The following is a 21,624-nucleotide window of genomic DNA, read 5'->3' as shown; positions in this document are numbered from 1 at the left end:
CGAGGTACTCTATGAGCAAAGTCAACATACTCAAACTGCTGTCAAAGAAGCAACAGCAGGAAAAATTCGCCATGGTAACGTGCTATGACGCAAGTTTTGCAAAGCTTGTAGAAAAAGCCGGCATAGAAACTATTCTGGTTGGTGACTCGCTAGGCATGGTACTTCAAGGGCGTGACTCAACACTGGCCGTGACCATTGACGATATGGCTTACCACACAGCTAGCGTTGCGCGCGGCTGCCAACAACCGCTCATTATCAGCGACATGCCCTTTGGCAGCTATAACCACCCCCAGCAATGCGCAGACAACGCCGCAACACTAATGCGAGCGGGTGCTCATATGGTCAAAATTGAAGGCGGTAGCTGGCTGGCAGAAAGCATTTGCCTTCTCAACCAGGCAGGAATTCCAGTGTGCTGCCATTTGGGGCTCACCCCACAGTCCGTCAACGTATTAGGCGGCTATCGAGTACAGGGTCGAGACGACAGCCAAGCGAAAGCAATTCTCAACGATGCAATAGCGCTTGAGGCAGCCGGTGCAGCCATGCTGGTGCTTGAATGCGTCCCCCGCCAGTTAGCGGCAGAGATCAGCTCAACCCTTAAGATTCCTGTGGTAGGCATAGGCGCCGGTTGCGATACCGATGCGCAAGTGCTGGTGTTACATGACCTTCTTGGCATTACTGAGAAAACCGCACGCTTTGTACGTAACTTTGCGGAGGGAAGTAATAGTATAGAAGATGCTCTAAAACGCTATAATAGCGCAGTTCTTGACGGCAGCTTCCCGACGGACGAGCATAGTTTCAACTAAAGGTTTACAATATTAAACTGTTACCTCGGGAAACGTTTTCCAAGGTAACAAAGTAATGAATTTTTTGTTACCAAAGCATTGAACGGCCATTCCGATTGGGGCATACTTGCCCGCCACTGGCCAAACTGATCAGATTATGAACAGTCTTTTCAGCTTTTTAGGACCTTATTGCCAGTGTATTGGTCGCCAGCCCGCGGTGTGCGCGGACTGACTTCACAGCAAACTACCTTCGCTCTGCGAAGTACGAGATTGGGAAGTTGGGTGGTATGAAAACTTACAGCACAGCCGCATCATTAAGGGCCGCCATAAACACGGAAAAGCGCAGTGGAAAAACCATCGCGTTTGTACCGACTATGGGCAACTTACATGAGGGGCACCTACGCCTTGTTCAGCATGCCAAGCAGCACGCCGACATTGTAGTTGTCAGCATCTTCGTGAACCCCCTTCAATTTGGCGCTAACGAAGACCTCAGTAACTATCCACGCACCCTTGCTGCCGACAAAGAAAAATTGTTTGCAGAGGGCGCGCAATACCTATTCCTTCCCCACGCAAGTGAGATTTATCCGGAAGGAATGGACAGCCACACAAAAATTAGTGTGCCCGAGCTGTCTGACAACCACTGTGGCGCAAGTCGTCCGGGGCACTTTACCGGCGTTGCTACCATCGTGGCCAAATTATTTAATATTGTGCAACCAGACACAGCCGTGTTTGGCGAAAAGGATTTTCAGCAACTTAGCGTTATCCGTAAAATGGTAAGCGACTTATGTATGCCAATTAATATTATTGGCGTTGCAACTGCGCGGGCGCAAGACGGTTTAGCATTAAGCTCACGAAACGGTTATTTAAATACCGAGCAACGTAGCATAGCACCGACCTTACACCGAGTACTGCAAGAAACACGGGAAGCTATTGCCTGCGGTTACGACAGCTATAGTAATTTAGAGCAGCATGCAAAAATCAGCCTTAACAAGGCCGGATTAAAATCTGACTATTTTACTATTTGCGATGCTCGTACCCTGCGTCCAATCACTGGGGATACTGAAGAAGTAGTCATTCTCGCCGCAGCCAAACTAGGCACTACGCGCTTGATCGACAATGTAACCCTAAATGTTAACCCCAGCGCCGACTGGGGAATGCTGGCAGCAAATTAAAGCCAGCCTAGACTTAAAGAGAAAGGAACAGTGTTATGCAATCAGTCATGCTGAAAGCGAAACTCCACAAAGCTTGTGTCACTCATGCTGTGCTAGATTATGAGGGATCCTGCGCCATAGACGGTAAGCTGCTTGATATGTCGAGCATCCGTGAATTTGAACAAATTCAGATTTACAACGTCACCAATGGCGAGCGCTTTACCACCTACGCCATTCGCGGTGAAGAGAATAGCGGCATTATCTCTATCAACGGCGCCGCTGCACACAAGGCCAGCGTCAATGACACCATTATCATTTGCGCCTACGCCACCTATTCAGAGGCTGAGCTAATCAACTTTAAGCCGCGCCTAATTTATATGAATCCGGATAATACTGTCAGTCACGCCAGTAACGCCATCCCCGTTCAAGTCGCCTAATCTATTGGCAGAGGTATCAGCCTCTGCCTTCCCCCCCAATACCAGCACCAACCCCGGAAAGATATTCTGGGCATTGTCACGCCGCTAAACTGAGCGCAATTTAAGCTTCAATCATCAAGCCCAAGCCGTTATCCTGCCTTTACTCATTAAAATAAATACCTGCACTGACGCAGAAGATTAACAAACATAACAATCGTACTAAGAGAGCAAGATTCATGAGCAAGCATATTATTCACCCAGTCCCCACCACTTTCGCCGAAAATGCTCACATCAATCGCCAGCAATACGACGAAATGTACCAGCAATCTATCAGTAACCCAGATACCTTCTGGGCCGACCAAGCCACAGCATTTCTAAGCTGGGATAAACCATGGCACACAGTAAATAGTTATGATTTTGAGAAAGGAGATGCCCGCTGGTTTGATGGCGGTAAACTTAACGTCTCTTACAACTGTATTGACCGTCACTTGGAGACCAGAGGAGACCAAGCAGCCATTATCTGGGAAGGCGACGATCCTAGTGAATCAATAACTATTAGCTATAAAGCGCTCCATAGCGAGGTGTGCAAACTGGCCAATGTCTTACTCGCTCAAGGCGTAAGCCAAGGTGATCGCGTCTGTATCTACATGCCAATGATTCCCGAAGCCACCTATGCAATGCTGGCATGCGCCCGAATTGGTGCGGTGCACTCAGTGGTCTTTGGCGGTTTTTCACCCGAGGCACTCAAGGATCGCATTCAAAATGCAGAGTGTAAAATGCTGATCACCGCTGATGAAGGCTTACGGGGTGGGAAAAAAATCCCGCTTAAAGCTAATGCAGACCTTGCCTTAAATGACTGCCCGAGTATTGAGTCCTGTTTGGTAGTAAAACGCACCGGAGGCGAGATCAATTGGCAGGAACAACGCGACCTCTGGTATCACCAAGAAGTTTCCAAGGTGTCTTCAGACTGCCCCCCAGTCGCAGTAGAAAGTGAAGCCCCCCTCTTTATACTGTACACCTCGGGTTCAACCGGCAAACCAAAAGGCGTGCTTCACACCAGCGCCGGTTATTTGCTGCAGTCGGCGATGAGCCATAAATACGTTTTCGACTACAAAGATGGCGAGGTGTACTGGTGCACCGCCGATGTTGGGTGGATAACAGGCCATAGCTATATTGTTTACGGCCCACTAGCCAACGGAGCAACCACGCTGCTGTTTGAGGGCGTCCCAACCTATCCAGATGCATCCCGATGCTGGCAAGTTGTCGACAAACACAAGGTCAGCATTTTCTATACAGCCCCCACTGCATTGCGCGCTCTAATGGGGGCTGGCGATGAATTTGTTAGCGAAACTGATCGCAGCAGCCTACGCCTGCTCGGTACGGTTGGTGAGCCCATTAACCCAGAAGCATGGGAGTGGTATTACCGCGTTATTGGCGAAGAGCGCTGTCCCATCGTTGATACTTGGTGGCAAACAGAGACTGGGGCGCACATGCTAACCCCGCTACCTGGCGCAATCGATATGAAACCAGGGTCGGCGACCCGCCCCTTCTTTGGTGTTGAGCCAGCACTACTGGATAACGATGGCAATGAAATCGACGGCGCAGGCGAAGGCTTATTGGTTATCAAGCGTTCTTGGCCGGGCCAAATCCGCAGTGTCTATGGCGATCATCAACGCTTAATCGAAACCTACTTCAGCACTCACCCCGGCTATTACTTTACCGGCGACGGGGCTCGCCGTGATGCAGACGGGGACTATTGGATTACGGGGCGCGTCGATGATGTCTTAAATATCTCTGGTCACCGCATGGGCACCGCTGAAGTCGAAAGTGCACTTGTGCTACACCCCGCTATTGCTGAAGCCGCAGTGGTGGGGTATCCACATGACGTTAAAGGGCAGGGAATTTACGCCTACGTTACACTAATGCACGACACCGAGGGTAGCGATGAACTTATTCGCGAACTCATTGCACTTTGCGTCCAAGAAATTGGCCCTATCGCCAAACCTGATCTAATTCAGTGGGCGCCAGGCCTTCCGAAAACACGCTCAGGCAAAATTATGCGGCGAATATTACGCAAAATTGCCGCCAATGAGTTAGACACCCTAGGCGACACATCTACCTTAGCTGACCCTACAGTTGTTGATGAACTTATCAATCACCGCCTGAATCGCTAATAGAAAAAATGTCGGGGTGTGCCTATAGGCACACCCCGAAAATAAAACCACCATAACAAACATGAACTGCGACCCTCAGTTCAGTCCAGCGCTCATTGAGCTATAACACCACCGAGCGACCACCATCCACCGCTATCATTTGCCCAGTAATATACGGCGCATCTGCCACTAGAAATACGACGGTTTTAGCAATATCAGTAGCTTCACCTTGGCGCTGCAAGGGCACCCGCTGCGAAAGCTCCTGCTTTTCGTTAATACTGTATTCCGTTTCTTCGCTTGGCCATAAAATTGCCCCTGGCGAAACTCCATTTACACGTACTTCAGGTGCCAATTCAAGCGCCAGTGACTGCGTCATCATTGCCACACCAGCCTTGGCAATGGAGTAGGCGGGGTATTTTTCAAGCGGTTTACTACCGTAAATATCAATCATATTCACGATACAACCAGACGAACACGCCAAGTCTATTGCCAGAGCCTGGGCCAAAAAGAAGGCGCCTTTCAAGTTGCTACCCTGCAAATCATCCCACTGGGCTTCGGTGACAGTACCCAATGGCGTCGGATAAAAACTCGACGCATTGTTCACCAATACATCCAAACGCTGCCACTGCGACACCGCCTTTTTTGCCAAAGACTCGACTTCAGAAACAGAATTCATATCAGCGCTTAAGGTAATAGCAGAATTAGCTCGTAATGCATTAAGCGATTCACATAGCTGCACTGCCGACTCAGCAGAGTGCCGGTAATGAATAACAATACGATAACCTCGTGCATGAAGGTGGCGGCAAATTTCTGCACCCAACCGCTGCCCAGCACCAGTGACGAGGGCAACAGGGGTATTTAAGAGTTCACTCATAACACACCTTAGCCATCGCTATACAACACCACCATCAACAGGGCCAATAAGACAATCTATCCCTTCTTCTCGTATAGTTGCCTCAATTTCAAACAAAGCATCTTGCTCTGATTCAAAGGCGTCTTCCCATACCGTCGAATTATTAAATTCGTCAAAGACCTCCAATAACCAACCGCCCGCATTATTGTCAGAAATTTCAACGCGGAGCTTTTTACCGTCTTGCTCGATAGTTCGACTCAAAGGAGATAATGTGAACTCAGTATTGTCAGGCATAAGAAAAGGCACACTCTTGTAAAATCAGAAAGATACCGTCCATTATACCCAAGCTAAGCTGAGCGATGACACTCAAAAACACGCTAGCTTCGTTTCGCTAGTGTCTTGCTAAACTTAGACCTAATACCATTAACATCACGCCACTCACACGATGCCATGACAGATGGATCTTACTAACGCCGAACATCCCAAAGTGATCAATAATAACAGCAGCAACAATTTGCCCTGTTACAATATAAAAAATGGCGTTACCCATCCCCATTCCTGGCGCCAAATAAGTAATCAGCAAAATATTACTTACAAGAATTAATCCCGCCATATAGCCATAACTAGGTGCGCTACTGACAGCTGCAAAATTGGGTGGCCGAATCCCCTTCGCCACCACCACAAAACCAATACACAACAACGCCACAGTAAAAAGAACCAGCGTGGGGTAATACACATTACCCCACGACTTACTCAATGCTGCATTTAATGATGCTTGAACCGGGATGCAGGCACCAATCAGTAAAGCAATCATCGGAAAGAGCAAACCTTCACGCATAATACCGCCTTGAGCCACCGTATTATTAATCAAACAGCGGTGAATCTATCGTGCTGTGTAGCCACCATCCATAATGAGTTCCGAACCGGTCATATACGACGCATCATCCGAGGCTAAAAACACCACCCCATTAGCTATCTCATCCGCTTCTGCCATTCGCCCCATTGGAATACTCGCCACCACTCGCTGTGCAAATGCTTCAGCATCATTGGCACTTAGGCGCGCCAGCGCACCACTAACCAAGGGTGTTGCAACATAACCGGGGTGCATAGAATTCACCCTGATACCGTAACCACGATCTGCGCAATATAAGGCTATCGACTTTGTGAAGGCGCGCACCGCGCCCTTACTCGCGTTATATGCCGGAAGCATCGGGTCACCAACAATCCCTTCAATGGACGAAATATTCACAATACTGCCACCAGAATTTTTCATCACTCGAATTGCTTCACGGGTGCCAAGAAACACAGCATCATTATTAATAGTATTTGTTTTTCGCCAACCTTCGAGCGTCTCTTCTTCAATTCCACAAATATTGGCAATGCCTGCGTTGTTAATCAGTATTTGTAAACGCCCAAAACGTTCAACAACCTCATTAATCACAGTGCGCCACTGTTCCTCATTGCAAACATCTAAGGCTATAAATGTGGCTTGATATCCTGCTGCAGTAAGCTCATCTGCAACTCGCAGCCCCGCCGCCTCATCGATATCACTAACCACAACCGTTGCACCTGCAGCCGCTAAGGCCTTGCACGTTGCCTCACCAATTCCCACACCAGCACCGGTGACCAGCGCGACTTTATCCTGACAATTCATAAAACCTCCAGCGCTTACGCAGCGCAAAACCCGCCATCAACGGTTAACTCGACTCCGGTTACATAGGAGCTAGCATCAGATGCTAAAAACAAAGCCGCATTGGCAATATCTTGGACATTACCAAGCCGCCCCATAGGAATCATTGCCGACTTGAGCAGCGTAGCTGCCTCATCAACATTGGGGACCACACCGATATCCACAAAGTCTTGCAAGGCTTGATCGCCCATCGCCGTCTCAATTAAGCCCGGATGCAAAGAGTTCACCCGCACCCCATAACCAAACTTCGCAAACTCTACCGCGCTGTGCTTTGTTAATGATCGAACCGCCCCTTTGGTGGCACCGTAAATACTATGCCCAGGCACACCGACTAAGCCCGCAATTGATGACAGATTAATGATAGAACCACCATGACCAAACATCGCATTGGGCTTCATGCACTCTACTGCTGTGCGAGTACCTAAAAATACCGACTCAATGTTGACCTGATTAATTTTACTGACTTGCGCACTGCTGTTATTTTCTAGCAAACCGCCTATATAGATACCGGCGTTATTAAGTAAAACATCCCAGCGGTTTTTCCAATCTTGCAAAACTACCGTTAAGGCCTGCCAGTCGGCCTCGCTAGTCACATCCAAACGGATAGCTTTAGCCTCAAACCCCTGCTCATTAAGTTCAGCGGCGATTCGCTCGCACGCTGCCACATCAATATCACTTAACATTACCGCAGCCCCCGCCTGTGCAAAAGCCCTAGCACAAGCCTCACCAATGCCCGCCGCGGCTCCGCTCACCACGGCAACCTTTCCTTCCAGTCCAAACACCGAAAGTGTTTTATTCATAATCATGCCCTTATTATTTTAATTTCTTAGAAAATAACGTATTGATCAAGCCACAATCTCAACTACCGCACGACCACGTATTTGCCCTTGTAGAATTTTTCCCGCCGCCGCTGGAAGATCCTCAAAGGGGATATTGACAGTGAGCGCTTCCAACTTAGCCATATCCAAATCTTTGGCCAAGCGGCTCCAAGCTTGTTCACGCAAAGGCATTGGCGCGTGAACAGAATCCACGCCTAGTAAAGAGACATTCCGCAGTGCAAAAGGCATCATATTGCTGGGCAAATCCAAGCCCTGGGCCAGCCCACATGCCGTCACCACGCCGCTGTAATGCAGCTGTGAAAGCACATTCGCCAAGGTGTGACTGCCACAGGAATCGACCGCCGCCGCCCAACGGGTGGACTGCAACATTTCACCGGGTTCAGAAAGCTCTTCACGATTAATGACATCGTTAGCACCCAAGCCTTTCAAAAAGGCTGCTTCATCCATTCTTCCTGTCGATGCCGTGACCCGATACCCCAAAGCTGACAACAAGGAAATAGCAACTGTACCGACACCGCCAGACGCGCCTGTAACCAAGACCACGCCAGACTCAGGAACAACGCCCATACTCTCTAATCGCATTACCGATAGCATGGCCGTGTAACCCGCCGTACCAATCGCCATTGCTTGCCTCGTACTAATACCTGCAGGTAGTTTTACTAAATATTCGCTATTAGTTCTTAGCCGTTGGGTGTAACCCCCATTATGGGTTTCCGATGCACCGTAGCCATTCAGGACCACTTTATCGCCTACCTTAAACCGGGTGCTTTCGGAACGAACAACTGTCCCCGCCATATCAATACCCAGAATCAATTTATCCTTTTGCACAATAGGTATTGCATCAGCCATGGCCAAGCCATCTTTATAATTTAAAGTTGAGTATTCAACCGCAACCTCGACATCACCCTCACCAATCTCTGTTGCGCTTAATTGCTCAAAACCGACGGCTAACTTTCCATTTTGACGGTTTGCTACTAATGCCTTATATGTCTCTGTCATGCCATTCACCTCACCATAAAATTAAATATTAATTACCCAAACGACGCAGTGCACCGTTCGTTAAATAGCGGTCATAGATATCATGCGAATTCACCATCATTTTGTGACCACCACTCATGCTGGCCCGCTGTTCTAATCGTGTCATTTTTCCCGTTTGCACATCAAAGGCGTGAACATGGCCCCAAGACCAATAAGGATGTTTACCATCCATCACTTTTTTATCACCGTCTTCATATAAACCATAGGCACCATCAAACGATCGGAATATTTCACCGCGTCGATCAAATGACACCATGCCTAGCGGCAATTGCGTGCGGGCGTCAAACCACACCCGCTTTTTCCCGACAGGGGCGCGAGGAAAGCCGGTTGGCTCAGCATCAACTGCAATTGCCTCAGGAACTAATTCAACATCGGTATCCCAAAATGTCTCTCCCTTAGGCCCACCATGTGTCGTATGCGCCCAGGTGTCAGATGAAGAGTTCCAACCACCACTTACCGCCGCTAACATTGGCCCCCGCGACACTATTTTGTAGTTCCCCCAGGTATGTAAGGGGTCGCCCGCGGCCCAAGCATCTGACAAATATAAGCTCGAGCCAGGCACCAATGGCTCAAAACGTTGATCGGTTGGAAAACGGCGAATCCGTTTAAAGTCGGGAATATAGCCATATAAATCAGGAAATTTATTCTGATCGTAATGCCAAATATTCAAATACGACGTACCGCGAACACTGTCTGGCTCTGAAAAAAACACACTCTGGTAGCGCAATTTATCTTCATGCCCCTTCCAGTACACCTCGGGTAACACCAATCTACCGGTCGGTGCGTACTCAGCCCAACCATTTTCATACTGATAGTTTATTTTCCCTTCGCGACTTAAGTCATATTCTCGAATAGCGTAAAAGGAAGCATCATGCCGCCCCCAGCTCATGGTCAAGCCAGCAAATAACTCCAAACCATTTTTCGCTTCTGGAAACGGGAGGCCACCTATCCAAGGTTTTCCCTCTAAGGTCACCACATTGCCCTTTTCGTCGAACTTAGCTTGACCTCGATTTTTAAAGCTCGCTTCTAGATATTCCCAAGGACTCAATTTCATAATGTCACGAGTCGTTTCTCGCAAACGCAAACGACGACCCATTTCTTTTATCTGAAAATACTTAACCGGTTCCAACAAATCTTTAACGAGATCAACATTGCTTGCATCAATATAATTCCCTGGGGATAACTTTCCTCCAGTGTATTCATCAATGGACAATAACTCATCAGGGTAGGCAGCCGAGAAATCGCCATTATTTGCCATGGTTTTCCAAACCGGCATTAACAAACCACCCAAAGCAAGGCTCGCTGTTTTCTTTATAAACTGACGGCGAGCATAGTGTTGATTATATTTTTTTATGTGAAATACCATGTCCGGCCCTATTGAAAAAAGCCGGCGGAAAATCCGCCGGAAAGGTCCCGTTATTACTTAGACAAAAGTCGAGGGCATCACCCTCGACAGCTAGAAAAATTAAAACTGATAAGCAACCCGCAAACCAAACTCTTCAGCCCAATCAAACGTCTGCATAATATTTTCATTGGCATTAGCGCTTAAATCGTCATCGATATAACTGTAAAAGGCCTCAATATTCCAATTACCACTAGGCTTCCATTTAAGCGCTGGCTGAACATAGATCCCTCCACGCGTGTCGTACAGCACTGAGAGATCAGCTCGCCACACCAAACCGGGGAACGGCTGTTGAATTGCCAACACCAAGCCATCCCAAGCATCAACACCTTCAGGTGTATTGTTTGCTGACCCACCCATACCACTCAGATGACGGCCAAATAAATCGCTCTCGGTGCGATGCATCCACTGAAAGACGAAATACGTTGCAGGGAACTTCCGGCTAAAACGCTGGTACTTTTCCAATACCAATGCAGAGATATACTCATCTTCAACCAAATATTCCTGACCAAGATCAGGCGAGGTAAACACCCGATCTGGCGTGAAAGACACTTCAAAGTTAAGGATTAACTGATCAAGCCAGCTGCCCGCCTCACCGCTAAAGATGTAACTAAAGCCCGTACCAAAAATATCTTCCCGCTTATATTCTCGCTCGATATGGCCTCGCAAGCCGCCCATGCCTTGGCCTGTCGTCAGGCTATTAACCACACCACCCGTTAGAATAAAGAACAAATCTAGCTCTTCCTTTGCAGCATCTATACCATTTACCGGTCTAGCCAATAAAAGCTGAGAAGCTGGGAAGTCAGTAATTAATTTATTTAAACCTTCGGTTCCATCTAAGCGCGCCATACTGGCATAAGTAAACCATTCTTCCGCGCTCCAAACGCCGGTAGAATCAACCTCTAGCGGTGTCTGTGCTAGAATGGCGCCTGTACCAGGCAAACCCGGTGCATCACGATTAACACCTGATGCCGTCCAGCGAATAACCCCGTCAGGGTTATAGCGATTGGTGTACATAAATTGCAGACCAAAATCACCGACATTACCTTTCAGCCTAAAACCACTATTAATCTTTTCATTGGCGTCGCTATAGCGATCATGAACAGTAAACTGACTAGGGATGACGTTATATGGCGTATTGGGGTTTGCATATATGGTTGGCTGAAATGCTTGCGCAAACATATCCAGCTCCCAGCTAGGGGTTAACTGGTAAGAAACACGCACAGCTGGTGATGAAATACGTTCGTCGGCATATTCTTCGGAAGCGAAGTCCAATATTAAATGCCGCCGCAAGTCCAAACCGTTAGCTACATCCATTACCCGAAAGAACAGTGCTTGTCCCCACGCTATTTGTTGATTACCAGCGCGCACCAAAATTGGCCCATTCTGATAATCCACATAGAGAGATGGAAAATCGATCATGTAATTATCACCAGCTACTTCAAGGCGATTCTGCTCGCCGCCGGTTTCATAATCATCGTATTCAAAATAATTTGGCTCACCGTATAAATACCCTGCTGCATCACTATTTACACTATTGGGATCAAATTCATCATATTGCGCTGCATCAAAAATACCGCGTAACTTTACCGTCGCAGACCAGTTATCACTAAACCTTAATTGCAAGGTATTTTCCAAACGAACCTGGGTAAAATTAAAATCGTTATTTGCAGGCTCGCCATTGCGAGTCGCCTGATCGGTAATAGGTACGCCGACCGCAATAGGTAGATTAAGGCCCAACAAGGTGCCAGCATTGACACCACCATCTCGATCGATGGTCTCACCGTTAAAAATATTACCGCGCTGATTAAAGGGATTCTCATCACCAACCGTTTTCGCAGCCGCCTCGACTCGAATAAAGCCGCTTGAACTGTAGTCAATACCAAATAACTCACCATTCGCCGACCACGCGGGATTGCTAACCCCAAGAGTGGCAAGGGTAATAGCTGCCGCTAACTGATTATTATTTTTCATACCCATATATCTCCAACACATATTTTAAATAGAGAGCTTTATAACATTGGCTTTTTCGCCAACCACATAAAAATCACCTTTATAAACACTGACATCACAATACCAAGACACTAAAAGGGGAGAATCTTCCAAACGAGTTGCCTTGCTGTCTTCTGCACCGATTGATAGCCCCTCGCGAATGCCTGTCACAACAGCGCGACCATCGCTACGGATAGATACATCAAGCAAAATAGCCTCACTGCCCGAGCTTATTTTCTCCCAATTAAGCCCCGCGTCACGACTGCGTAAAATAGTGCCACTTTGACCTACTGCATACGCCAAGCCGTCCACGCCTAGAGAAAAGCCAAATAAGGATTCATCGCCACTGTGCAGTGCCTGCCATGTAAGCCCTTGGTCGTCTGACCTAGCGATCATGCCAAATTCTCCAACCATGTATGCTCGCCCACGATCATCAACCGTCACGTTATAAACATGAGGCTCATAGGACTGCCCGATGAGTGCCTGCCAATCAATGGCTAACTTTTCCCAATGTATGCCACCATCAACAGACCGCAACACCGTACCAAAGCCACCGGAGGCAATAACAAACCCCTCGCCATCCTGAGCCACAGAAAATAAGCGCTCTGTTGTTGGTGAGGTTTGCTCATGCCACCCACTGCCATCACGGCGAACAATGACGCCTTGCTGACCAACAGCAATTGCGTTACCAGCAAGATCAGACACTGCCAACAATGATTTTCCAGCAAGGTCTATATCAAGCCTTGTCCAATTTTCGCCATCTTTGCTGGTACTTATCTGCCCGCCACCTCCAACAGCAATGAGACCCTCACTACTGGCATTGACGGCAAATAATGCCTCATGTGCATGCCCACGGTTCACTAGCTGCCCCTGCAACGGCGCTGCATTTGCAGCACCGATTACAGTAATAACAAGTAGTCCCATCCCACACCGGACAAGCTTCGCGATTACGTCCACATCAACCCCCAAGGCGCTGCATGGCTTGAACAGTAAGGTATTTATTAAAGACATCAACATCGCCCGGATCGTAATTACTTTGATAACCACCGGTGACAGACTTAGCCTGAACAAATCGGCTCATGCGATTAGATTGAATATCATGGCTATGCACACTGGACCACGACCACGCAGGATGCGCGCCGTCATTACGTGTCATTTTATCGTTGTCCTGCATGGCGTAATGCGGCTCAAACGACTTCCAAATTTCGCCGCGACGATCATAAATAACGTAAGCAACATACATTTGATTGCGAACATCAATCCATACCCGTTTTTTACCAACCGGTGCTCGCGCATAGCCAGTAGGCTCGCCTTCAAGAACAATACATTCAGGCACAAGCTCCATATAAGTATCAAAGAATGTTTGATCTTTTGGGCCGCCATGAACAGGTTTCTCCCAATTATCATGGTAGCCACCATGAAAGTTTCGAGAACCTATCGCACCCAACATCGGTTGACGGCCAATAATTTTATAATTTCCCCACGTTTGCAGTGGGTCACCAGCTGCCCAAGCGTCTGATAAAAATAGAGTAATACCGGGAACCAGCGGCTCAAAGCGTTGGTTAGTAGGGAACTGACGGACGCGACGGAAAGCGGGAATATAACCGTGCAGCTCGGGAAATTTACGTTGATCGTAATCCCAGATATTTAGGAACGACGTACCTGCACTGTCGTTTGGAGCAGTAAAGAAAACTGATTGATACCGCAGTAAGTCTTTTTTACCTTTCCATACAGTGCCATCAGTACGTGCCGTAGTATTCAATTCCGTCCACACAAAATCGTATTGATAAGACAAACCCCCAGAAGAATCGATATCCCAATCTCGCACAGCATATTGGGAATAATCATGACGTCCCCAACTCAGGGTTAAATTGTATTGTGCTTCAACGCCATTCTTTGGCTCAGGGAAAGGCGTACCACCAATCCAAGGCTCCCCACTTTTGGTATACACATTACCGTCTTTACCAATAACCGCTTTACCTTGGTTTTTAAGTGTTGCCTCTAAATATTCTGTCGGGAAAATGCGCGACACATCTTTCACAGGTTCAACAATATGAATACGACGCCCCATTTCTTTGACATGCTTATATGCAATGGGGTCAAGCAAGTCTTTAACGTGTTCAACATTATCAGCCGTTATCACGTCACCGGGCTTCACTTTACCTTTGGTATACATTTCGATGGATAACAGCTCATCTGGATAAGCCTTGCTAGTATCTTCTGCATTAGCAATCAGTGGCCACAATGGTGCCAAAACACCACCAGCCCCTATGCCTTTAATCGTGTTTTCCATAAAACGACGACGACTAAAGTTGGTATCATATTTTTTAATGTGCATCATATTCCTCCGGGATAAACCCTTTTATTGTTGTCATCTTGCGCATTGAAAAACGGAATAATAAATAAAATCCATTACACCGTTTCGGCTCTTAAATTAGTGACTGTTTTCTTTTTTTCTTCATCTTCTGCCATCAGCTTGGCGATATCGACACCTTCACCCAGCACCATAATGTCTTTACTGGACACAAATTTTGGCTTGATAAGCCAGACCAGCAATGGCAATACGACCAAGGCAATAACCATATTGATAAGCATCACCAGTACGAGTAACAGCCCCATATCTGCTAAGAATTTAAGTCCAGACAAGAAGTACCAAGGAAGAATACCGATCAGCATAATGCTCGCGGTAAACATAATGGCCTTCCCTGTTGTTGTAAGCGCAGCCGTTATGGAGGCACCGTAATCTTCACGTTCCTGATATTCTTCGCACATGCGGCTTAACAAGTAGATTCCGTAATCAATACCAACACCGACACCAATCGCCGCTACCATTAAAGAATTAATATCAAGCCCAATACCCATGAATGACATAGATGTAGTCAAAATCATATTGGAAAGGTTGACAGGAATAAGCAGCACCATGCCCGCCACCAGTGACCGGTAGGCATAGCTAGAAACAAGTAGAATCACCACATTCAACAGCCCCATAATTAACCAGTGATAACGCTCTACCACATGGTTGATTGCCTGCTGTATCGCAATCGTGCCACTACCCAAGCGCACGGTGAAATCAGAATGATCTATACCAACCTTAGCGATTGCAGCCTCAGCAGAAGCAAGGGCGTGATCAACAGTATTTTGCTTATTATCGGGATACCAAAAAGAGACCGTAGAATTCTGCAACTCAAAATCAACAACATGGGAATATGCTTTGGGGCTAGTACCCATAAGTACAGCAGAGGTTGCTGCATTTACTGCAGAATCAGTATTATCCAAAGGTAACCACTTGGGATGACCACCAGATATCAAGCGATTTGCGTCCATTAAAAAATCGCCAAAAGATAGTGTTGCTCTTGGCGCATCCTCGCCGGCCTCCATCAATGCCTGTAGTTGCAGCATTGTGGTTACTGTTTCAGCTTGCCGCGCCACCCGGTTTGGATTAGATGAATCCTTTGCCTCCAAGATAACTTCAAGGGTATTTACACCAGGAAAATGCTGATTTATTTCTGCAACAGACACATTGTATTCTGAGTCTTCCCACAGCAAATTACTGCCTTCAACGGGGTTGCCAATTTGAATACGTATGGAGTGATAAAATGAAAAACCAGCTACAAGAACAACGACTATTGTGGTGTATCTAGCACGCTTACCTTGAGAAAAAGTCGCTATCCAAGCTAAAACAGATTTAACTCTGCCGTGAACACCACCCGACTCTTCAGAAATAATTTTATCGAGGTTTTTGGGTGCCGGTAAAACTGACAATAACAGCGGCGCAAGAAACACACCTGTCGGCGCCAGCATCATTGCCCAAAAGCCACAGAACAGTGAGAACCTTTCCATAGCCGGAATAGGCGCAATCGAAATAAGAAAAATACCTGCCGCGTCGGTAATGATGCCGAGTATAGACGGCGCCAGCATTAAGCCAGTGGTAATTCCCGCCGCACGAACTTTATCACCAACCTGCGCAAATACCTCATAGAAACGCTCTGTAAATTGCACGCAGTGGCTAAATGATCTTGCTATCAGCAATAAAGGCACAATCATTAACAGTGGCTCTATCGGAAGCTTCATCCAACCCGCAAAACCAAAACCCCATATCGCGGCAACAATACTCGCGAATACAGGCGTAACGACACCTGCAATGTTTTGTGTATACAAAACTAGCGCGATAATCAGCGCGGCTAACGTTATACCAAAAATACCAATCATCTGATGCTGGTATTCATAAACCCAACCTGTCAAAGCAGGCTGCCCAGCCATATACACATCATGGTTAGCATCACGTGCATTATCGGCAAGGGATTTTACAAATTTAAATGCCTCGCCGTAATCAAGACGCTGCTCAATAAACGTCGCAGAGATTAGAGTTGCGGTTTCATCGCCGGAAATTAAAAATTGCTGAGCATTAGGTGATTTACGTACATTCTCTTTAAATCTAGCGATTTCCTGCTCACTTACTGGCACTGAGTCGCCCATTAATGGCTGGGCATCAATACCAAACGGCGTCGCCTCCGCATAACGCGCCTTTGCGGATGCAATAGATAGGATCTGGTCGTGATCTACACCAGGCGACAGATCGATATCACGCGTTAACTGCCAAACTTTATCTAGAGTCTCAGGGTTATAAATATCACCATTTTTTGTTTTAACCATTAATGTAAATGTTAATGGGTTACCGAAGTTAGGGTGATCTTTAAAGACTTTTATAAACGGATCATCCTTAGGAAGAAGATCCGAGAATATGGTTTTCAGTTCCACATTTTTCAAACCCATCGCAAAGAATAATGTGATGACAGTAAACAATAACCATGCAGTTTTTCTATTTTCCAGAACAGCCATGGCTATTCTGTTTCTTATTGTATTCATTAAGGTTGGCTACCCTATCAATGTAATAAATTGTAATTATTAACTTTTATATAAATATTGTTCTATCAACTTATCAGCATTTATTACTGATCTATTTTAGAATTGATATTAGCCTTGAAGAGCAATGTCGGTAATGATCATTACCGACCCTTTCACTGTTAATTTACGACATTATTATTTTTTCTTTTTTATTATGAGGCAACGTCATAAACATGATTTTTTTGCTCTAGAAAATACTCATAACAAAATCTAGATTGTGGTTTTTCAGACGCTGTTTTAGGTATCTCAGACATGACCTGAATGTAACTTGGTAGATCATTTCTTCCTAAAACCTGCCTGCAATGATTTACCAGTACATCTGGGTCAAACAATCTTGCCTCAACGGGAACCACTGCAGCAATAACGTCTTTCTCCCCCGGCGCACCATTTTGTGCTGGAATTCCGTATACAAATACGTCCTCAACATCATTAAATTCAGCAATAATTTTTTCTATTCTGGCAACATCAACAAACTCACCATTTCGGCGAATCTCATCACCCTTGCGACTATCAAAGTAATACCAGCCATCTTCATCCTGATGACCTATATCCCCCATATAAAGTACGCCATCTTGAGTTTTCTTAAGGGATGCTTCTGGATTCTTATAATACTCAACTGCCAGCGGCTCGCCCTCTACGGCTTCGAAAACGATTTCCCCATGCACACCCGGGGGACAGGCATTGCCTTGCTCATCGATAATCCGCGCCTTCAAGCTCGCCGGAGGTTTACCAATACTACCTACAGGGCCAACCCCAGGTGGATTAAACATCATGCCGCCTTCCGCGGCGCCATAAAATTCAAACAACTCAACCTTAAAGCGCTCACTAAAATCATGCCAGATTGCCGATGGCATACCCGCACTTAAGATAAATCGAACCGGATTATTTGCATCATTAGCTCGCACCGGCTCGCTGTAAATTGCCGTAGTCATACCGCCCAATAAATTAAACGTGGTGCATCCATATGCCCTACAAATATCCCATAATCGAGATTTTGTGAACCTGCGGCTAATTACTCCTCGCAAACCCATTTTAAGGATATTACCAAGGCTAATAAGCTGGGCATTTGCATGGGTAAATGAAAGACCAGTATATGGACGATCATCTTGATTCAAGCCGATCATTGGTCCAATTGAAGAAACTGCATCATATCGAGTGTATGGCGCTCGTATTGCTTTAGGGTCACCAGTCGTCCCTGAGGTATAAAGCATTTGCATTGTTTCATTTGGGCTTTGCACCAATCCAGACGCTTCGACTACTGTAGCGTTGGCGATAGAAGACCATTTTTTTAATTTCGCATTACTTGTCGGCAACTTAATTAATTCGCCAGTCTGCAATACCCAAACCCAACGAATTTGCGGTAGATTTTTACACGCAGCCAACACGCTATTAAGGCAATAATCAGCGCAGATAACACCCTTACAATCTGCCCAACTAAGCATATATTCAAGACGATCACCGCTTGTACGAGGATCAATCGGCACAAACACCGTCCCAGCTAAAGAGCTACCGACCATACAATCTACAAATTCAGGGTGATTTTGCATCACCATCGCAAAGCTATCACCCGGCGACATCCCCTCATTTCTTAAACCAGCAAACACCCTCTGCCCCTGCTCCCACAAACTTTTGTATGTCCTAATTTCATGCTCCAAATCACCACAGGGAAGAACATTTACAAAAGTAAGTACATCAAGATCGGGATTGGTATTTTTTTTATCTTCAATTAAATTGGCTAGTATTCTCAGATCTTTCATATCCATTCCCTTATTCTTCTTTTGACAATATGCTTAATACCAACGCCGCGGCATCCGTACCAATATACCCACCGCCATTTTCAGCCAAAGCAACCCTAGCCCCACTAACCTGACGTTTGCCTGCCTCTCCGCGTAGCTGCATCACTAGTTCTACAATTTGTGCCGCACCCGTTGCGCCAATGGGATGACCTTTACGCATCAAACCACCCGAGGTATTTACCGGCACCTTGCCACCCAAGGATGAGGCGCCGCTGAGCACATAATCGCCACCTGCGCCGGTTTCGCATAAGCCTAAGTATTCATAATATTTAATTTCTGATATGGCCGACGCATCATGTAACTCAACACAATTGAGGTCTTCTGCGCCTAGTCCAGCTTGCTCGTAGAGCTCGGTGACGGCAGTTGTCACCATAGGTGTTTCACCTTCTTCTGCATCCCACCCGCTGTGCAAATTCGAGGCATTAACTCTTATGCAACGCTTTTTCCCCAACTTTTTAGCCATACGCTCACTAACAACAATGACCGATGCCGCACCATCACCAATAGGGGCGCACATAGGTAGGGTTAGCGGTGAGACAATTTCGCGCGCACTAAGCACCTCTTCCACGCTAACGACATTCTGAAATTGAGATTTTGGATTAAGACTACCGTGTACTGAATTTTTAGCAGATACCGCCGCTAACTGCTCACGTGTTGTGCCGTACAAATGCATATGTTCACGCGCCCACGTGGCGTAAATATCTATGAATATTGAGCGACTAGAACCCGCTCCACTCATATCCAATGATTCACCAATGAGATCATTTCGTGCTTTTAATCGCGCAGCTATCGCCTCTGTCTGAGTAACATCAATTGCACCAGTAAATACCGAAAAAGTTTTATTTTTATCTTCGTGATAAAGCTTTTCGTAACCGCACACCAGCACCACATCGTAAACACCTAAGGTCACCATTGTGCACGCTTGCTGAAACGCGGTAGCCGAAGTGGCACAAGCATTTTCTATATTCACGACAGGTATCTTGCTAATCCCCATGCTGCGCAAAGCAACCTGTCCTGGCACGCAAACCTGACCAGTAATTACTCCTCCAGCCGCATTCCCCATATACGCCGCATTTAAATCCTCTTTCGTAATGCCGGCATCCTTTATCGCATCAAGAATTGAGCTAGCGGCTAGCTCATTTAGTGTCTTATCCATAGCGTTGCCAAAAGGCGTCATACCGACGCCAGCAACATAAGCTGTCTGCTTCACAACGACACCCCCTTAAGAAAGCTTATCGTTGTCTATAAGGTAGCTTCCGCCTTTCAATGCTAGAACTTCGTTACAGCCATCTTCGATTAACGACGCACGCGCATCTCGCAGCATTTTTTCTAGGGGATATTCTTTGGTAAGCCCATTGCCACCAAAAATTTGTAATGCATCGCTAGTTACTTCAAATGCATTCTGCGTTCCTGTTGTTTTCGAAAACATCGCCGTACACAGGGAAGGCGTACCTTGCTGGGGATCATTATTAAAGTTCAACCCTCGACGGGTGATCGAACGAGACACTTCGACCTTGCGATACATATGAAATAATCGACTACGAACTGATTGATGTTGAATAATCGGTACACCACCAGCAACCCGCTCATGCGCATAATCTATGGCAAGGTCCAGAGCTGCCTGAGATAGACCAGTAAAGGTCGCGCCCATTAAGGCGTTAGCTTCAGCGTGAATACAATATACTGCGCGCTGATAATCCTCGGGGCCCGCAAGCAAATACTTTCTAGGGATACGCACATTATCAAAAAATATTTCACCTTGATTTAAGGCGCGCTGCCCTAATTTATCTAGTGGCTTACCACGGCTAATACCGGGTAAATTCATTGGAAACACTAAAGCACAGCCATCGCTTGCCGATGGACCATCACCCGAGTCTGCCGCACAATAAATAATACAGACATCGGCAATCACACCGTTAGACACCCACGCAGACTTCTGACCGTGTAAAATAATATCGTCTCCAGTTAAGTCTGCCACCAGATTAGGCCTACCATAGGAGCTCCCCGGATAAACCACACTTCGGCTTGGGTCGAGCATATCCGAGCCATGATCTGGCTCGGTAATGCCCCAGCATCCGAGAACTTCATCGGGAAACTCTTCTAGTAAATCTTTGCGACCAAACTTAGCGCACAACCACTGCGGCAATATTCCAGCCCCAACTGAAATAGCTAATCCAGCATCACCATAGCCCAGCTCCTCAAAGAGAATAGAGAATAATAATGCAGCTTCCTGCGGCTCCATCTCACCAAGCGCCTCTACAGTCACGCCGAGCTCTAAATATTTTTTACGAAACTCCCAGTAATGTGAATCTTTTGCGATCACCTCTTCTGGCGTCATTCTGTCTAACTTTATCCCAATAGGACGGGCTACATTAATGGCAAAATCTCTGAGTATTTTCTGGAATTCAGCGATATGCTCGGGCAGCGTTGCTTCTGAACCGGTCATTCCTAGCTGACACTTTGGTATCGCATCCCAGGAGTAAATAGGCGCATCCAAATTACGATAATCCACTGGGGATTGGACATTGATCTCTTGGGCAGATTGAGTAGCCATGTGTTCACCTCTATTTTTATGGTTTTTATCAAAAATCTAAATTAGGTGACCAT

At 46.6% G+C, this 21,624-nt stretch carries 18 protein-coding genes; 4 read left to right on the top strand and 14 right to left on the bottom strand.

The window, feature by feature from the left end; translation table 11 throughout:
• The first annotated feature begins 11 nt into the window (after nt 1-11).
• The 4 genes from panB (at nt 12) to acs (ending at nt 4,523) form a co-directional block, all read left to right on the top strand.
• Complete coding sequence (gene panB / locus AELLOGFF_RS17900) at nt 12-803, top strand: 3-methyl-2-oxobutanoate hydroxymethyltransferase (protein WP_159270375.1); 792 nt, start codon at nt 12-14, stop codon at nt 801-803.
• Between the two features lie 266 nt (nt 804-1,069).
• Complete coding sequence (panC, locus tag AELLOGFF_RS17895; protein WP_159270374.1) at nt 1,070-1,954, top strand: pantoate--beta-alanine ligase; 885 nt, start codon at nt 1,070-1,072, stop codon at nt 1,952-1,954.
• Between the two features lie 35 nt (nt 1,955-1,989).
• The gene (panD, locus tag AELLOGFF_RS17890; RefSeq protein WP_159270373.1) at nt 1,990-2,370 is read left to right on the top strand and encodes an aspartate 1-decarboxylase; all 381 of its coding nucleotides are present in this window, start codon (nt 1,990-1,992) and stop codon (nt 2,368-2,370) included.
• A 215-nt stretch (nt 2,371-2,585) separates the two neighbouring features.
• The gene (acs, locus tag AELLOGFF_RS17885) at nt 2,586-4,523 is read left to right on the top strand and encodes an acetate--CoA ligase (RefSeq protein ID WP_159270372.1); all 1,938 of its coding nucleotides are present in this window, start codon (nt 2,586-2,588) and stop codon (nt 4,521-4,523) included.
• A 100-nt stretch (nt 4,524-4,623) separates the two neighbouring features.
• Here acs and AELLOGFF_RS17880 read toward each other — a convergent pair whose 3' ends face one another.
• The 14 genes from AELLOGFF_RS17880 to AELLOGFF_RS17815 all read right to left on the bottom strand — a co-directional run bounded on the left by AELLOGFF_RS17880 (nt 4,624) and on the right by AELLOGFF_RS17815 (nt 21,571).
• The gene (locus tag AELLOGFF_RS17880) at nt 4,624-5,376 is read right to left on the bottom strand and encodes a pteridine reductase (RefSeq protein WP_159270371.1); all 753 of its coding nucleotides are present in this window, start codon (nt 5,374-5,376) and stop codon (nt 4,624-4,626) included.
• Between the two features lie 18 nt (nt 5,377-5,394).
• On the bottom strand, nt 5,395-5,649 hold the full coding sequence (locus AELLOGFF_RS17875) for a hypothetical protein (RefSeq protein WP_159270370.1): 255 nt from the start codon (nt 5,647-5,649) through the stop codon (nt 5,395-5,397).
• Nucleotides 5,650-5,746: 97 nt separating this feature from the next.
• Entirely contained in the window at nt 5,747-6,193 is a 447-nt protein-coding gene (locus AELLOGFF_RS17870; protein WP_159270369.1) for a DMT family transporter, read from the bottom strand.
• 45 nt (nt 6,194-6,238) lie between these two features.
• The gene (locus AELLOGFF_RS17865; protein WP_159270368.1) at nt 6,239-7,009 is read right to left on the bottom strand and encodes a glucose 1-dehydrogenase; all 771 of its coding nucleotides are present in this window, start codon (nt 7,007-7,009) and stop codon (nt 6,239-6,241) included.
• Between the two features lie 14 nt (nt 7,010-7,023).
• Complete coding sequence (locus AELLOGFF_RS17860; protein WP_200842776.1) at nt 7,024-7,845, bottom strand: SDR family oxidoreductase; 822 nt, start codon at nt 7,843-7,845, stop codon at nt 7,024-7,026.
• Between the two features lie 45 nt (nt 7,846-7,890).
• A complete protein-coding gene (locus tag AELLOGFF_RS17855; protein ID WP_159270367.1) occupies nt 7,891-8,883 on the bottom strand; it encodes an MDR family oxidoreductase in 993 nt (330 codons plus the stop codon).
• 28 nt (nt 8,884-8,911) lie between these two features.
• Nucleotides 8,912-10,288, bottom strand: coding sequence for a DUF1329 domain-containing protein (locus AELLOGFF_RS17850; protein WP_159270366.1), 1,377 nt, complete (start codon nt 10,286-10,288; stop codon nt 8,912-8,914).
• A gap of 99 nt (nt 10,289-10,387) precedes the next feature.
• Entirely contained in the window at nt 10,388-12,298 is a 1,911-nt protein-coding gene (locus tag AELLOGFF_RS17845) for a DUF1302 family protein (RefSeq protein ID WP_159270365.1), read from the bottom strand.
• 24 nt (nt 12,299-12,322) lie between these two features.
• A complete protein-coding gene (locus AELLOGFF_RS17840) occupies nt 12,323-13,327 on the bottom strand; it encodes a WD40/YVTN/BNR-like repeat-containing protein (protein WP_159270364.1) in 1,005 nt (334 codons plus the stop codon).
• Entirely contained in the window at nt 13,275-14,657 is a 1,383-nt protein-coding gene (locus tag AELLOGFF_RS17835) for a DUF1329 domain-containing protein (RefSeq protein WP_327785495.1), read from the bottom strand. Before AELLOGFF_RS17835 ends, AELLOGFF_RS17840 begins: the two co-directional genes overlap by 53 nt.
• Nucleotides 14,658-14,728: 71 nt before the next feature.
• Nucleotides 14,729-17,182 carry an efflux RND transporter permease subunit gene (locus tag AELLOGFF_RS17830; protein ID WP_159270363.1) on the bottom strand — a complete coding sequence of 818 codons (2,454 nt, stop codon included), beginning with the start codon at nt 17,180-17,182 and terminating at the stop codon, nt 14,729-14,731.
• 191 nt (nt 17,183-17,373) lie between these two features.
• A complete protein-coding gene (locus AELLOGFF_RS17825) occupies nt 17,374-18,978 on the bottom strand; it encodes an AMP-binding protein (protein WP_159270362.1) in 1,605 nt (534 codons plus the stop codon).
• A 10-nt stretch (nt 18,979-18,988) separates the two neighbouring features.
• Entirely contained in the window at nt 18,989-20,227 is a 1,239-nt protein-coding gene (locus AELLOGFF_RS17820) for a thiolase family protein (RefSeq protein WP_159270361.1), read from the bottom strand.
• A gap of 12 nt (nt 20,228-20,239) precedes the next feature.
• Nucleotides 20,240-21,571 carry an acyl-CoA dehydrogenase family protein gene (locus AELLOGFF_RS17815; RefSeq protein ID WP_159270360.1) on the bottom strand — a complete coding sequence of 444 codons (1,332 nt, stop codon included), beginning with the start codon at nt 21,569-21,571 and terminating at the stop codon, nt 20,240-20,242.
• Between the last annotated feature and the right edge of the window lie 53 nt (nt 21,572-21,624).

It is taken from the genome of Zhongshania aliphaticivorans (assembly GCF_902705875.1).
GTDB classification, from domain to species: Bacteria; Pseudomonadota; Gammaproteobacteria; order Pseudomonadales; family Spongiibacteraceae; genus Spongiibacter; species Spongiibacter aliphaticivorans_A.
This window is presented reverse-complemented; position numbering and strand designations above follow the sequence as displayed.

Excerpts from the sequence above, each read along its gene's own strand:
- panB (WP_159270375.1), top strand. The coding sequence starts at position 12 with ATGAGCAAAGTCAACATACTCAAACTGCTGTCAAAGAAGCAACAGCAG.
- panC (WP_159270374.1), top strand. The coding sequence starts at position 1,070 with ATGAAAACTTACAGCACAGCCGCATCATTAAGGGCCGCCATAAACACG.
- panD (WP_159270373.1), top strand. The coding sequence starts at position 1,990 with ATGCAATCAGTCATGCTGAAAGCGAAACTCCACAAAGCTTGTGTCACT.
- acs (WP_159270372.1), top strand. The coding sequence starts at position 2,586 with ATGAGCAAGCATATTATTCACCCAGTCCCCACCACTTTCGCCGAAAAT.
- AELLOGFF_RS17880 (WP_159270371.1), bottom strand. The coding sequence starts at position 5,376 with ATGAGTGAACTCTTAAATACCCCTGTTGCCCTCGTCACTGGTGCTGGG.
- AELLOGFF_RS17875 (WP_159270370.1), bottom strand. The coding sequence starts at position 5,649 with ATGCCTGACAATACTGAGTTCACATTATCTCCTTTGAGTCGAACTATC.
- AELLOGFF_RS17870 (WP_159270369.1), bottom strand. The coding sequence starts at position 6,193 with ATGCGTGAAGGTTTGCTCTTTCCGATGATTGCTTTACTGATTGGTGCC.
- AELLOGFF_RS17865 (WP_159270368.1), bottom strand. The coding sequence starts at position 7,009 with ATGAATTGTCAGGATAAAGTCGCGCTGGTCACCGGTGCTGGTGTGGGA.
- AELLOGFF_RS17860 (WP_200842776.1), bottom strand. The coding sequence starts at position 7,845 with ATGAATAAAACACTTTCGGTGTTTGGACTGGAAGGAAAGGTTGCCGTG.
- AELLOGFF_RS17855 (WP_159270367.1), bottom strand. The coding sequence starts at position 8,883 with ATGACAGAGACATATAAGGCATTAGTAGCAAACCGTCAAAATGGAAAG.
- AELLOGFF_RS17850 (WP_159270366.1), bottom strand. The coding sequence starts at position 10,288 with ATGGTATTTCACATAAAAAAATATAATCAACACTATGCTCGCCGTCAG.
- AELLOGFF_RS17845 (WP_159270365.1), bottom strand. The coding sequence starts at position 12,298 with ATGAAAAATAATAATCAGTTAGCGGCAGCTATTACCCTTGCCACTCTT.
- AELLOGFF_RS17840 (WP_159270364.1), bottom strand. The coding sequence starts at position 13,327 with ATGTCTTTAATAAATACCTTACTGTTCAAGCCATGCAGCGCCTTGGGG.
- AELLOGFF_RS17835 (WP_327785495.1), bottom strand. The coding sequence starts at position 14,657 with ATGATGCACATTAAAAAATATGATACCAACTTTAGTCGTCGTCGTTTT.
- AELLOGFF_RS17830 (WP_159270363.1), bottom strand. The coding sequence starts at position 17,182 with ATGAATACAATAAGAAACAGAATAGCCATGGCTGTTCTGGAAAATAGA.
- AELLOGFF_RS17825 (WP_159270362.1), bottom strand. The coding sequence starts at position 18,978 with ATGAAAGATCTGAGAATACTAGCCAATTTAATTGAAGATAAAAAAAAT.
- AELLOGFF_RS17815 (WP_159270360.1), bottom strand. The coding sequence starts at position 21,571 with ATGGCTACTCAATCTGCCCAAGAGATCAATGTCCAATCCCCAGTGGAT.